We start from the raw sequence: 13,001 nt of genomic DNA, 5'->3' as shown, positions 1-13,001 counted from the left end.
GCCTTAAAGCTTTGAAAACCCGATTCAAAGCGGTCTGGGGCCGGCTCACTCGCCGTAGTGGCGCAGCCGGTCGAGCTCGATGATCGTGACCCCGCCATATTCGAGCCGCAGCAGCCCCTCGCGCTCGAGCCGCTTCAGGCACTGGTTGGCGTTCTGCCGGGAGATTCCCGACAGCGCCCCGATCTCCTCCTGGGTGATTTCAAGGTGCAGGGTAAGCTCGGGATAGAGAATCGGATTGAACAGCGAGGCGATCGAGCGCGCCAGCCGTGCGGTCGCATCCAGCGTGCGGCCATATTCGAGCAGCGCGATGAACTGGCCGAGCCGCTCGTTGAGCTGTCCAACCAGGAAGCGGTTGAAGCCGACGCTGTTCTCGAACAACCAGACGAAGGTCCGGCGATCCATCATCGCGAGGCGCGTATCGCGCAGCGCGACCACGTCGTAGCGCCGCAGCTCGTTCTTGAGCACAGTGCCCTCGCCGAACCACGCGCCCGCCGTGAGGCCCGCGAAGCTCGCGGCCTTGCCGCCGCGCGAGACGATGCCCATCCGCGCCAGCCCGGTAACGATGCCGGTCCAGTACTGGAAATTGTCGCCGCGCATGAAGATGAATTCGTTGGCGCGGTACGACTTCTCGGAGATGCCGGCGCGCGCGATCTCGATCTCTTGCTCGGTCAGTTCGCGCGACCAGGCCGCGATGCGCTTCAGGTAATCAGCAGCAATCATTCTAGCGACGGCATCCCACCCAAGATATTGCACCGCAGCAACGCCGTGCACGAAGCCAGGGACCCGAGGCCTGGAATGCCAGCGAAAATTCCTGACCAAATGTCGGGCACATGACAATTCAACCTATCGCTTTCTCGTATTCAGAGCCACCTCGCGTAACGCCGCGTGCAGCGCTTCGATGGATCGCTGAAGGCGGACGACGCGCGAGCGGGCTTGCAGGCGGGTGCGGCGTTACCGCGCATGACGCAGGCGATCGGGGCGAGCGATGCTCCCGGACGCCGGCATCATTAGTCGGATGGTTTCCTTCGGCGGCCCATGTAAGATCGAACCGAGCTCGAAACGAAAGATAAAGAGCGCGCCAAAGCGCCCGTATCTGGAGGGAACAGGGTGGCCAACAGTCTCGAGGTGCGCGGAGTCTCATTGCGCTTTGGCGGCGTCCGCGCGCTGACCGATGTGAGCTTCAGCGTCAACGAGGGCGAGCTGTTCTCCATCATCGGCCCGAACGGCGCCGGCAAGACCTCGATCGTCAACTGCATCTCCGGCCGCTACCGGCCGACCGAAGGCCAGCTGTTCTACCGCGGCCAGGACATCACCGGCCTCACCCCGAACGCGCGGCCCCGTCTCGGCATCGGCCGGACTTTTCAGAATCTCGCGCTGTTCCACCACATGAGCGTGCTCGACAACATCATGGTCGGCCGCCATCACCTCCTGAAGAACAACTTCATCACGGGCTCGCTGTACTGGCTGACCGGTGCGCGCCGCGAGGAGCTGGAACACCGCCGCAAGGTCGAGGAGATCATCGACTTCCTCGATCTGCAGTCGGTGCGCAAGGCGACCGCCGGCACCCTGCCCTACGGCCTGCGCAAGCGCGTCGAGCTCGCCCGCGCGATGGCGCTGGAGCCGCAGCTGATCCTGCTCGACGAGCCGATGGCCGGCATGAACTTCGAAGAGAAGGAAGACATGGCGCGCTACATCGTCGATCTCAACGAAGAGTTCGGCATGACTGTGATGATGATCGAGCACGACATGGGCGTCGTGATGGACATCTCCCACCGCGTCATGGTGCTCGACTTCGGCCGCAAGATCGCTGAGGGCGATCCGGCGACCGTGCTCGCCGATCCCCACGTCAAGCGCGCCTATCTCGGCGAAGAGGACGAGGTGCTGGTCGACCCCGACGACAAGCCGGCAGTGCGGGAGAGCGCGGCATGATGGATTATGCCGGTCGCGCCGCGCAGGCCGACACCTTTCCCAAGATGCTGCGCCTGAACGCCAGGGAGCACGGCGGCGAGATCGCGCTGCGCGAGAAGGATCTCGGGCTGTGGCGCGAATTCACCTGGAACGACTATCAGACCCGTACCCACGACTTCGCGCTCGGCATGGTCGAGCTCGGCCTCGGCCGCGACGACGTGATCGGCATCATCGGCGACAACCGGCCAGACTGGGTCGCCGCCGAGATCGCGACCCACGCGATCGGCGCGATGAGCCTCGGCCTCTACCGCGACGTGCTGGACGAGGAAGCCGCCTATCTCCTGACCTATGGCGAGGCCAAGCTCGTCTTCGCCGAGGACGAGGAACAGGTCGACAAGCTGCTCGGCCTTGCCGATCGGGTGCCCAATCTCAGGCACATCATCTATTCCGATCCGCGCGGCATGCGCAAATACGACGATCCGAGGCTGATGGAGGCGAGCAAGCTCGTTGGGCTGGGCCGCGACCGCGCCGCGCGCGAGCCTGATCTGTACGACCGGCTGGTCGATGCCACTGATGGCGACGACGTCGCAATCCTCTGCACGACCTCAGGCACGACGGCCAATCCGAAGCTCGCGATGCTCTCGGCCGGGCGCGTGCTGCGGCATTGCGCGACCTATCTTTCCTTCGATCCGAAGGGGCCGGAGGACGAATACGTCTCGGTGCTGCCGCTGCCGTGGATCATGGAACAGATCTATGCGCTCGGCAAAGCGCTGCTCTCCCGGATGAAGGTCAACTTCGTCGAAGAGCCCGACACCATGATGCACGATTTCCGCGAGATCGCGCCGACCTTTGTGCTGTTCGCACCGCGGGTCTGGGAATCGATCGCAGCCGACGTCCGCGCCGGCGTGATGGACGCCTCGCCGTTCAAGCAGCGGCTCTACGAGCTCGGCATGAAGACCGGGCTCGCGGCGCTCGCGGAGGGCAAGCGCTCTGTCTTCGCCGACCAGATCCTGTTCCGCGCGCTGCGCGACCGGCTCGGCTTCACCCGGCTGCGCTCGGCGGCAACCGGCGGCGCGGCGCTCGGGCCGGACACCTTCAAGTTCTTCCAGGCGATGGGCGTGCCGCTGCGCACACTGTACGGCCAGACCGAGCTGCTCGGCGCCTACACGCTGCATCCCGAAGGCAAGGTCGATCCCGACACGACCGGCGTACCGATGGCCGACAACATCGAGATCCGCATCGACAATGCCGACGTCAACGGCGTCGGCGAGATCGTGGTGCGGCACCCGAACATGTTCCACGGCTACTACAAGAACCCCGAAGCCTCGGTCGCCGACATCAAGGACGGCTGGATGCATTCGGGCGACGCCGGCTACTACAACGACAACCGGCAGCTCGTCGTGATCGACCGCATCAAGGATCTCGCCGAGACCTCGCGCGGCGAACGGTTCTCTCCGCAATACATCGAGAACAAGCTGAAGTTCTCGCCCTATGTCGCAGAAGCCGTCGTGCTCGGCGCCGGCCGCGACGCACTGGCCGCGATGATCTGCATCCGCTACTCGATCATCTCGAAATGGGCGGAGAAGAACCGCCTCTCCTTCACGACCTACACCGACCTGTCGTCGCGGCCGGAAGTCTACGCGCTGCTGAAGAAAGAGGTCGAGACCGTCAACGCTACCCTGCCGCCGGCGCAGCGCATCTCACGCTTCCTGCTGCTGTACAAGGAGCTCGATGCCGACGATGGCGAGCTGACCCGGACCCGAAAGGTCCGGCGCAGCGTCATCAACGAGAAATACGCCGACATCATCGAGGCGATCTACCGCGGCAAGGCCAACATTCCCGTCGACACCGTGATCCGTTTCCAGGACGGCACGACGCAACGCGTCCGCACCACGTTGCAGGTGGTCGATCTCGGCCGTGCTGCGATCGCGGAGGCCGCGGAATGACTGTGTCCGCGTCATACACAGACCTTCACCTCGCCCCGCTTGCGGGGAGAGGTCGGATCGCGTCAGCGATCCGGGTGAGGGGGAGCCTCCGCAAGCGCGGTGAGAATGGTTTCAAGAACACCAGCCAAATTGCCGGAGATCTCGTTGTTCCAGAAGCGCAAGACCCGGTATTTGTGATCGATGAGCCATTTGTCGCGAACGGCGTCGGTCTGACTGTTGGCGTGTTGTCCACCATCCACCTCGATCACGAGGCGATGTTCGCGGCAGATAAAATCGACCGTGTAAGGCCCTATCGGCTCCTGTCTGACGAACTTGTAACCATTCAGCCTGCGACCGCGGAGCCGGTACCAGAGCGCTCCTTCCGCATCCGTCGACGCGCTTCGCAGATTCCTCGCGCGTTCGGTTTTAGACTCTCTAGCACCGCGCATGCGGAGACTCCCCCTCACCCGCCGCACTCCCGACGATGCTTCGCATCGACGGCAGCGCGCCGGCCTCTCCCCGCAAGCGGGGAGAGGCGAAGATAGCACGGTACCCCATGAACACCCAGTTCCTGATCCAGCTGATCGTCAACGGCCTCGTGGTCGGCACGCTCTATGGCGTGGTCGCGATGTCGTTCGTGCTGATCTACAAGGCGACCCAGGTCGTGAACTTCGCGCAAGGCGAGCTGCTGCTGGTCGGCGCCTGGGTATGCTGGGCGCTGCTGACCAAGTACCAGCTGCCGTTCTGGATCGGTATGCCGATCACGCTGGTGTTCATGTTCATCTTCGGCATCGCGATCCAGGTCGTGATCCTGCGCCCGATGATCGGCGAGCCGATCATCTCGGTGATCATGGTGACGATCGGCCTGTCGACCGTGTTCCAAGCCGCGCTGAAGTGGATCTTCGGCGTCAACCCGCAGCCGTTTCCGCAGATATTCCAGAGCCAGTCGATCAGCCTGTTCGGGCTGCAGATCCAGACCGTCTATGTGATGAGCCTCGTGGTCTCGCTCGCCATGATGGTCGGCATGGCCTGGTTCTTCCGCGCCTCCAAATACGGCCTGGCGATGCGCGCCACCGCCTTCAACCAGCAGGTCGCGCAGTCGCTCGGCATCTCCGTGAAGAGCGTGTTCGCGATGGCCTGGGCGATCTCGGCCACCGTCTCGGCGGTCGCCGGCGTCGTGGTTGCCGTGGTCAACGGCGTGTCGTCCGGCCTCTCCGCCTACGGCATCAAGGTCTTTCCGGCCGCGATCCTCGGCGGCCTCGACTCGGTCGGCGGCGCCGTGCTCGGCGGCATCATCATCGGGCTCTTGGAAAACGTCGCGCAGTATGTCGACAGCGAGTATCTGCACTGGGGCAATCTCTACGAGATCGCGCCGTTCTACGTCCTGATCATCATCCTGATGATCAAGCCGTACGGCCTGTTCGGCACCAAGGACATTGAGCGGGTCTGATCCATGGCGACAAGTACACTCATTCCGTCCGGCGATTTCCGCACCAGCTATGCGGCCGACACCACGATCTTCCCGACCGCGACCAGCCGCAATTTCGCGATTGCCGGCATCGTGCTCGCCTGCTTCGCGCCGATGCTGCTGTCCAACTACCTGCTCTCGATCGCGATCCAGATCGGCATCTTCGCGATCGCTGCGCTCGGCCTCAACGTCCTGGTCGGCTTCACCGGCCAGATCTCGATCGGCCACGCCGCGTTCTTCCTGTTCGGCGCCTTCACCTCGGCCTACATCTCCAACAACCTGCCGATCCCGGTGTTCTTCGCGATTCCGCTTGCCGGCGTGGTGACGGCGCTGGTCGGCCTGATCTTCGGTGTGCCGGCGGCTCGGCTGAAGGGGCTCTATCTCGTCATCGCGACGCTCGCCGCGCAGTACATCCTGCTCGATTTCTTCTCGCGCGCCGACTGGTTCTCGGGCGGCTCGGTGCCGGCCAGCGCCAACCCGTTCTCGATCTTCGGCTACACGCTGCGCGGCGACCGGCAATATTTCTACGTCGTGCTCGCCTACATGGTGCTCAGCTATCTTCTCGTCACCAACCTGATGCGCACCCGCGACGGCCGTGCGCTGGTCGCGATCCGCGATCACTATCTGTCCGCCGAGATCATGGGCATCAACCTGACCAAGTACCGGACGCTGTCGTTCGGACTTGCCGCGTTCTTTGCCGGCATCGCCGGCGCGCTGTACGCGCATTATCAGCTGGTGGTCTCGCAGGAGGGCTTTGGCATCGAGCGCTCGGTGCTGTTCCTCGCGATGGTCATCATCGGCGGCACCGGCTCGGTGATGGGTACGCTGATGGGCACCGCCTTCGTGGTGCTGCTGCCGGAATCGATGGAATGGCTGAGCGCGTGGCTGAAGGGCGGCGCCATCGACAAGGCGCTGCAGCTCAACAACAACATCACGTTCCTGCGCGAGATCGCGATCGGCCTGATCATCATCGGATTTTTGATGTTCGAGCCTGACGGCCTCGCGCACCGCTGGCGGCAGATCAAGGCCTACTGGAAGCTTTACCCGTTCTCGCACTGACGTATCGAGCAACTCAAAATTCGGTTCAACGAATAAGCAGGAGGAAACAAAAATGACGATTAGATCCCTTTTGAGCTCGGTCTCTCTCGCGCTGCTGATCGGCAGCGCCGCCGGCACCGCGCAGGCGCAGATCGCCATCGGCCATCTGCAGGACCTCTCGGGCGGCACTTCCGACGTCGGCACGCCCTATGGCCAGGGCGTCGCCGACACCTTCGCCTGGGTCAACAAGAACGGCGGCGTCGGCGGCAAGCAGCTCAGCGTCGACAGCAACGACTATGGCTACCAGGTGCCGCGCGCGATCGCGCTGTACAAGAAATGGTCGGCGCCGGACGGCAAGGTCGCAGCAATCATGGGCTGGGGCACCGCGGACACCGAGGCGCTGACCGGCTTCCTCGCGCAGGACAAGATCCCCGATTTGTCGGGCTCGTATGCCGCCGCGCTGACCGATCCCGAAGGCACCAGCGGCAAGGCCAAGCCGGCGCCGTACAATTTCTTCTACGGCCCGAGCTACTCGGACGCGCTGCGCGCCGAATTGACCTGGGCGGCCGAGGACTGGAAGGCCAAGGGCAAGCCGGGCAAGCCCAAATTCGTCCACATGGGCGCCAACCACCCCTATCCGAACGCGCCGAAGGCCGCCGGCGAGGCGCTCGCAACCGAGCTCGGCTTCGAAGTGCTGCCGCCGCTGGTGTTCGCGCTGTCGCCCGGCGACTATTCGGCGCAGTGCCTCAGCCTGAAGAGCTCCGGCGCCAATTACGCCTATCTCGGCAACACCGCAGCCTCCAACATCTCGGTCATGAAGGCCTGCAAGACCGCCGGCGTCGACGTCCAGTTCCTGAGCAACGTCTGGGGCATGGATGAGAACGCCGCCAAGACCGCGGGCGATGCCGCCGACGGCGTGATCTTCCCGCTGCGCACGGCGGTCGGCTGGGGCGGCAACGCGCCGGGCATGAAGACGGTGATGGAAATCTCGAAGATGTCCGACCCGTCGGGCAAGGTCTATCGCCCGGTGCACTACATCGCCGCGGTGTGCAGCGCGCTCTACATGAAGGAAGCGCTGGACTGGGCCGCCAAGAACGGCGGCGCCACCGGCGAGAACGTCGCCAAGGGCTTCTACCAGAAGAAGGACTGGGTGCCGGCCGGGATGGACGGCGTCTGCAATCCCTCGAACTGGACCGAGAAGGATCATCGCCCGACGACCAAGGTCGATCTCTATCGCGCCAAGGTTTCCGGCGCGACCGACGGCGACATCAACGACCTGATGGGCAAGGGCACGATCAAGCTCGAGAAAGTGAAGACCGTCGAGCTGCCGCGCAAGCCGGAATGGTTCGGCTGGTGAGGATCGTGAGGCTGCCGCGAGCGCAGCCTCGACAACAATCGTCATCCCCCGCGAAAGCGGGGGATTCAGTTCGCCGCGCTCTCACGATGTGATCGCCGGCGTCTCTGGAATACTGGGTCACCCGCTCGAGTGCGCAATTGCGCACGAAACGCGGGTGACGACAGCGGAGAATAGTCGAGATGAACGAAACCCTCGAAGCCACCCGCACGGGGCCGATGGCGGTCCCACCGCCGCCGCTGCTCAGCATCAACAATATCGAGGTCGTCTATGACGACGTCATCCTGGTGCTGCGCGGCCTCAGCCTCGAGGTGCCGAAGGGCGCGATCGTGGCGTTGCTCGGCGCCAATGGCGCCGGCAAGTCGACCACGCTGAAGGCGATCTCCGGCCTGCTCAAGACCGAGGACGGCGAGGTCACCCGCGGCGAGATCCTGTTCGAGGGCCAGCGCATCAACGGCATCGACCCGGACAAGATCGTCCGCCGCGGCATCTTCCAGGTGATGGAGGGCCGCCGCATCGTCGCCGACATGACGTCGCTGGAGAATTTGCGGCTCGGCGCCTTCACCCGGCGCGACGGCGAGGTCTCTGCCGACATCGACATGGTGTTCAAATATTTCCCGCGCCTGAAGGAGCGCACCGGCCTTGCCGGCTATCTCTCCGGCGGCGAGCAGCAGATGCTCGCGATCGGCCGCGCGCTGATGGCGCGCCCGAAGATGATCCTGATGGACGAGCCGTCGATGGGATTGTCACCCCTGCTGGTCAAGGAAGTGTTCGCGATCATCAAGGAGATCAACCGCGATCTCGGCGTCACGATCCTCCTGGTCGAGCAGAATGCGCGCGCGGCGCTCTCGGTCGCAAGCCACGGCTACATCATGGAACAGGGCAAGGTGGTGCTCGACGGCTCCGCCGACGAGCTGCGCGACAACGAGGACGTCAAGGAATTCTACCTCGGCGGCGCCGGCGACCAGCGCAAGAGCTTCAAGAATTTGAAGAGCTTCAAGCGGCGCAAGCGCTGGCTCTGAGGATATGGAGCGTTTTCGGGCGGAGTTGCGTGTGCAGAAAGCGCGTCACACCAGGAAGGCGGCCCTAGCTGAGCACCTGCTCCGCTTCCGTGACCGCGCAGAGCACATGGTAGAACGACGACGCCGGGATCGTGGCGATCAGCGAATTGCCGCCGCCGTCGAACTGGTCGTACCAGCCGCCGGCCACGGGATGGCTGAGATAGTGCCGCTCCAGCAGCACCAGCGCCCCGCGCGCCTCGTCCGCAGCGCCGGCTTCGCCCGACTCGGCCTGCGCGATCCAGGCCTTCGCCAACTCGCTCTGCGGCCACAGCCGCCTGGTGTGGCGGCGGATGTTGCCCTCGGCATCGCCCTCGTCGATCAGGCAGCCGGTGGCGTCGCGATAGCGCAGCGCCGAGGCCAGCAGCTCGCCGCGCGGGCGCCCTGTTGGGCAGCCGGTGATCCGCTCAAAACCCTTCAGCAGCCAGACCCATTCCGCAAGGTGCCCGGGCTCGACGCTGACCGGCGGGATCCGCGACCAATCCTCCTCGAAATATTCGCCCAGCGTCCGCGTCTGCTTGTCATAGAGGTTGGCGAGGAACAGTGCGAAGAAATCGCCGGCGCGGTTCTGGAACGACAGATCATGCGTCGCGTCGAAGCAGGCGATCATCGCCTCGAACAGATGCATCTGCGGGTTCTGCCGCCGCGGCATCGACGGCGGCAGGCCTTCCTGGAAGCCGCCATGGGGCGAGCGCAGCTGGGTGTCGAGGAACGCCAGCAGCGCGTCGATCTCGGCGCGAACCTGAGCGTCCTGGTCGAGGCCGTAGACAGTCGCCAGTGCGAGCAGCACGAAGGCATGGCCGTAGGTGTCGCGCAGCGGATCGTGCACGCCGCCCTCCGGCGTCAGGCTGAACACAAAGCCCGGCCGGCCGTCCGGCGCCTTGGCCTTGGTGAGCATGTAATCCAGCGCCTTCAGCGCGATCGCGCGCCCTTCGGGATACCAGCCCATCTGGGCCGCCTTGGCGTAGCAATAGATTTGGCGCGCCTGCACAAGGAGGCGGCGCGGGGCCGCGTTGTCGGCTGTCCCATCCTGATGCAGCCGGTCGACGAAGCCGCCGGCCGTGCTGTCCCACCCCACCGTCGACCACAGCGGCAAGGCGTGGTCGATGATGCGGCGCTTCAACCTCGCGACGACATCGGCGGCCCCGTCCGCCGCCACGTTCTCTGCCTCAGCCATCGTGCTTCCTGGAACCGTCCCAATGTCAGCGCTCACCGTCTGATAGCACGGGCAGACCGGCACGCCACCTGCGCAAATCCTCCCCTCAAGGACCCGCCATGACCGACCATTACGACGCCCTTGAAACGCGCGATCCGGCCGCCCGCGAGGCCGCCCTGTTCGCCCGGCTGCCGGAGGTGCTGCGCAAGGCGATGGCAGCGCCCGCCTATGCCAATTTGCTGCGGGGCACCGATCCCGCATCCATCACGAGCCGGGAGGCATTGGCGGGACTGCCGGTGCTGCGCAAATCGGAGCTCCCGGCCCTGCACAAAGCCGCCCCGCCGTTCGGCGGCTTCGTGGCCGACAAGCCCGGCTCCTTTGCCCGCCTGTTCACCTCGCCCGGACCGATCTTCGAGCCCGAAGGCCGCCAGGCGGACCCTTGGCGCGGGGCACGGGCGCTGTTTGCGGCGGGCTTCCGCGAGGGCGACGTGGTGCTGAACACCTTCAGCTATCACCTCACCCCCGGCGGCTTCATCTTCGACGCCTCCGCACGGGCGCTCGGCTGTGCCGTGATCCCGGCCGGCCCCGGCAATACTGAGCAGCAATTCGAGCTGATCGAGGCCTATCGCCCGGTCGGCTATAGCGGCACCCCGGACTTCCTGAAGATCCTGCTCGACGCCGCCGCTAACGCCGGCCGCGACGTCTCGTCGATCAAGCGCGCGCTGGTCTCGGGCGCCGCATTTCCGAAATCGTTGCAGGAGGAGATGAAGGCGCGCGGCGTCGAGGCCTACCAGGCGTTTGGAACCGCCGATCTCGGCCTGATCGCATTCGAGACCCCGGCGCGCGAGGGGATGACGGTCAACGAGGATCTGATCCTGGAGATCGTCAAGCCGGGCACCGGCGATCCCGTGGCGCCCGGTGATGTCGGCGAGATCGTGGTGACCTCGCTCGATCCGCATCATCCCTGGATTCGCCTCGCGCTCGGCGATCTGACCGCCGTCCTGCCCGGTGCGAGCCCGTGCGGACGCACCAACATGCGCATCAAGGGCTGGATGGGCCGCGCCGACCAGACCACCAAGGTCAAGGGCATGTTCGTGCGCCCGGAGCAGATCGCGGAAATCGGCAAGCGCCATCCCGAGCTCGGACGGCTGCGCCTCGTCGTCACCCGCGCCGGCGAGACCGACGCGATGACGCTGCGGGCCGAATGTACCTCGGCGGCGGATGCCCTGCAGGGCGAAGTCGCGGCGACGCTGCGTGCGGTGACAAAGCTCGGCGGCGCCGTTGAGCTCGTCGGCGCAGGCTCGCTGCCGAACGACGGCAAGGTGATTGCGGACGAACGATGATCGACGCCCCGCATGAGGTCCAGTCCGCGTTGTCGCGCGCGGCATTGTGAACTATTGAGCTGACTCATGCCTCGTGGAGACGGGATCATCACCTCATGAGCAGCGCTTCCGGAGATCAGCGGCGAAGGCCGGCGGTTTTCTTCGATCGGGACGGCGTCCTGAACCGGGACATCGGCTATCTGTTCGAGAGCCACAGGCTGATCTGGATCGACGGCGCGCGCGAGGCCGTGAAGGCGGTCAACGACATGGGTTATTATGCGTTTGTCGTGACCAACCAGTCAGGCGTTGCAAGAGGCCTCTACGAGGAGGCGGATGTCCAAAAGCTCCACGACTGGATGGCGGCCGAGCTCGGCAAGATCGGCGCCCATATCGACGCCTTCGAGTACTGTCCGTTCCATCCTGACGGAACCGTCGAGCGCTATCGGCAGGTCAGCCATCGCCGCAAGCCATCGCCGGGCATGATCAATGACCTGCTGGAGCGCTTTGCCGTCGATGTCGAGCGAAGCTTTCTGGTCGGTGATCAACCGACCGACCTCGAGGCCGCGCGTGCGGCGGGCCTGAAAGGCCACCTGTTCCCGGGCTCCAATCTGGAGCTGTTCCTGAAGCCTCTGCTGCAGCGAAGCTGAGCCTCAACGGTCGCAATCAGAACGTCCGAACCAGGTCGATCACCTCGTCCTGCTGCTGCCGCGTGATCTCGGCGAAGATCGGCAGCGAGAGAATCTGGCCCTGGTCGCGATGGGCGTTGGGAAATTGCTCGGGCCGGTGGCCAAACCGGGCATAGGCCGGCAGGAACGGCAGCGCGGTGGGATAGTTGATCGCGGTCTGCACGCCGTTGGCGTTCAGATGCGCGGCGAGCGCGTCGCGGCGCGGATGCCGGATCGTGTAGAGGTGGTAGACGTGGCTGCGCCCCGGCGCGACCTCGGGCACCACGACATCCTCGATCTGGTTGAGACCCGCATCATAGACCTCGGCCGCGGCCTGGCGGGCCTCGGTCCACGCGTCGAGATGCGGCAGCTTGGCCGAAAGGATCGCAGCCTGCATGCCGTCGAGCCGGCTGTTGACGCCCTCGATATGGTGCTGGTGCTTCACCAGGCCGCCATGGCGCGCCAGCATGGCCATCTGCTCGGCAAGCGCGGCATCGTTGGTGACGACGGCGCCGGCATCGCCCATCGCGCCGAGGTTCTTGCCGGGATAGAATGAATAGGTCGCCGCCTCGCCGAACGTGCCGACCATGCGGCCCTTGTAGCGCGCGAGATGAGCCTGGGCGCAATCCTCGATCACCCAAAGCTTGTGCTTGTGCGCGATCGCCATGATCGCATCCATGTCGGCCGGCTGGCCGTACAGGTGCACCGGGATGATGCCGACCGTGCGCGGCGTGATCGCAGCCTCGATCGCTGCCGGATCGATCGTGAACGTCGCGTCGTCGGTATCGCAGAACACGACGGTGGCGCCTGAATGCGTAATCATCGCCGCGGTCGAGATCCAGGAATGCGCCGTCGTGATCACCTCGTCGCCCGGCTGCACCTTCAGCGCGCGCATCGCGAGGTAAAGCGCGTCGGTGCCGTTGGCGCAGGAGACGCAGTGCGTAACTTCCGCGGCCGACGCGAACTCGCGCTCGAAGGCGTCGACATAGCTGCCGCGGATGAAGGCGTTATCGCGGATCACGCCGGCGATCGCGGCATCGATCTCGCCCTTGATGGACTGGTACTGCAATTGCAGGTCGGCATACGGCACAGCCATCGATATTCCCC

At 65.0% G+C, this 13,001-nt stretch carries 12 protein-coding genes; 8 read left to right on the top strand and 4 right to left on the bottom strand.

All coding sequences use genetic code 11. From position 1 onward, the window contains the following. Positions 1 to 45: 45 nt before the first annotated feature. A complete protein-coding gene (locus ACTUWL_RS27925; RefSeq protein WP_021080507.1) occupies positions 46 to 720 on the bottom strand; it encodes a Crp/Fnr family transcriptional regulator in 675 nt (224 codons plus the stop codon). Positions 721 to 1,107: 387 nt separating this feature from the next. Here ACTUWL_RS27925 and ACTUWL_RS27920 point away from each other — a divergent pair, with 387 nt between their 5' ends. Together ACTUWL_RS27920 and ACTUWL_RS27915 are read left to right on the top strand one after the other, a co-directional pair. Beyond that, positions 1,108 to 1,929 carry an ABC transporter ATP-binding protein gene (locus ACTUWL_RS27920; protein WP_021080506.1) on the top strand — a complete coding sequence of 274 codons (822 nt, stop codon included), beginning with the start codon at positions 1,108 to 1,110 and terminating at the stop codon, positions 1,927 to 1,929. Next, positions 1,926 to 3,854 (top strand): long-chain fatty acid--CoA ligase, encoded by a 1,929-nt coding sequence (locus ACTUWL_RS27915; protein WP_021080505.1) that lies wholly within the window; start codon positions 1,926 to 1,928, stop codon positions 3,852 to 3,854. Before ACTUWL_RS27920 ends, ACTUWL_RS27915 begins: the two co-directional genes overlap by 4 nt. A 62-nt stretch (positions 3,855 to 3,916) precedes the next feature. Here the strand turns inward: ACTUWL_RS27915 and ACTUWL_RS27910 are convergent, their stop codons facing one another. Continuing rightward, positions 3,917 to 4,282, bottom strand: a complete 366-nt coding sequence (locus tag ACTUWL_RS27910; protein WP_021080504.1) for an endonuclease domain-containing protein — start codon at positions 4,280 to 4,282, stop codon at positions 3,917 to 3,919. A 107-nt stretch (positions 4,283 to 4,389) separates the two neighbouring features. Between ACTUWL_RS27910 and ACTUWL_RS27905 the strand changes: the two genes are divergently transcribed. The 4 genes from ACTUWL_RS27905 to ACTUWL_RS27890 all read left to right on the top strand — a co-directional run bounded on the left by ACTUWL_RS27905 (position 4,390) and on the right by ACTUWL_RS27890 (position 8,715). After that, entirely contained in the window at positions 4,390 to 5,283 is an 894-nt protein-coding gene (locus ACTUWL_RS27905) for a branched-chain amino acid ABC transporter permease (protein WP_024585024.1), read from the top strand. 3 nt (positions 5,284 to 5,286) lie between these two features. Further along, a complete protein-coding gene (locus tag ACTUWL_RS27900; protein WP_021080502.1) occupies positions 5,287 to 6,360 on the top strand; it encodes a branched-chain amino acid ABC transporter permease in 1,074 nt (357 codons plus the stop codon). Between the two features lie 52 nt (positions 6,361 to 6,412). After that, the gene (locus ACTUWL_RS27895) at positions 6,413 to 7,696 is read left to right on the top strand and encodes an ABC transporter substrate-binding protein (protein ID WP_021080501.1); all 1,284 of its coding nucleotides are present in this window, start codon (positions 6,413 to 6,415) and stop codon (positions 7,694 to 7,696) included. 179 nt (positions 7,697 to 7,875) lie between these two features. Then, a complete protein-coding gene (locus ACTUWL_RS27890; protein WP_021080500.1) occupies positions 7,876 to 8,715 on the top strand; it encodes an ABC transporter ATP-binding protein in 840 nt (279 codons plus the stop codon). Between the two features lie 64 nt (positions 8,716 to 8,779). On the opposite strand, the gene ACTUWL_RS27885 is transcribed toward ACTUWL_RS27890, so the two are convergent. Further along, on the bottom strand, positions 8,780 to 9,928 hold the full coding sequence (locus ACTUWL_RS27885) for an AGE family epimerase/isomerase (RefSeq protein ID WP_021080499.1): 1,149 nt from the start codon (positions 9,926 to 9,928) through the stop codon (positions 8,780 to 8,782). 98 nt (positions 9,929 to 10,026) lie between these two features. Between ACTUWL_RS27885 and ACTUWL_RS27880 the strand changes: the two genes are divergently transcribed. Next, complete coding sequence (locus ACTUWL_RS27880; protein ID WP_021080498.1) at positions 10,027 to 11,250, top strand: phenylacetate--CoA ligase family protein; 1,224 nt, start codon at positions 10,027 to 10,029, stop codon at positions 11,248 to 11,250. 95 nt (positions 11,251 to 11,345) lie between these two features. Beyond that, positions 11,346 to 11,876 carry an HAD family hydrolase gene (locus ACTUWL_RS27875; protein ID WP_021080497.1) on the top strand — a complete coding sequence of 177 codons (531 nt, stop codon included), beginning with the start codon at positions 11,346 to 11,348 and terminating at the stop codon, positions 11,874 to 11,876. 16 nt (positions 11,877 to 11,892) lie between these two features. Here the strand turns inward: ACTUWL_RS27875 and ACTUWL_RS27870 are convergent, their stop codons facing one another. Further along, complete coding sequence (locus ACTUWL_RS27870; RefSeq protein WP_021080496.1) at positions 11,893 to 12,990, bottom strand: DegT/DnrJ/EryC1/StrS family aminotransferase; 1,098 nt, start codon at positions 12,988 to 12,990, stop codon at positions 11,893 to 11,895. Between the last annotated feature and the right edge of the window lie 11 nt (positions 12,991 to 13,001).

The sequence above is a fragment of the Bradyrhizobium sp. WCU1 genome (assembly GCF_053474805.1).
The sequence above is the reverse complement of the archived record's forward strand: the minus strand, read 5'-3'. Positions and strand labels throughout refer to the sequence as shown.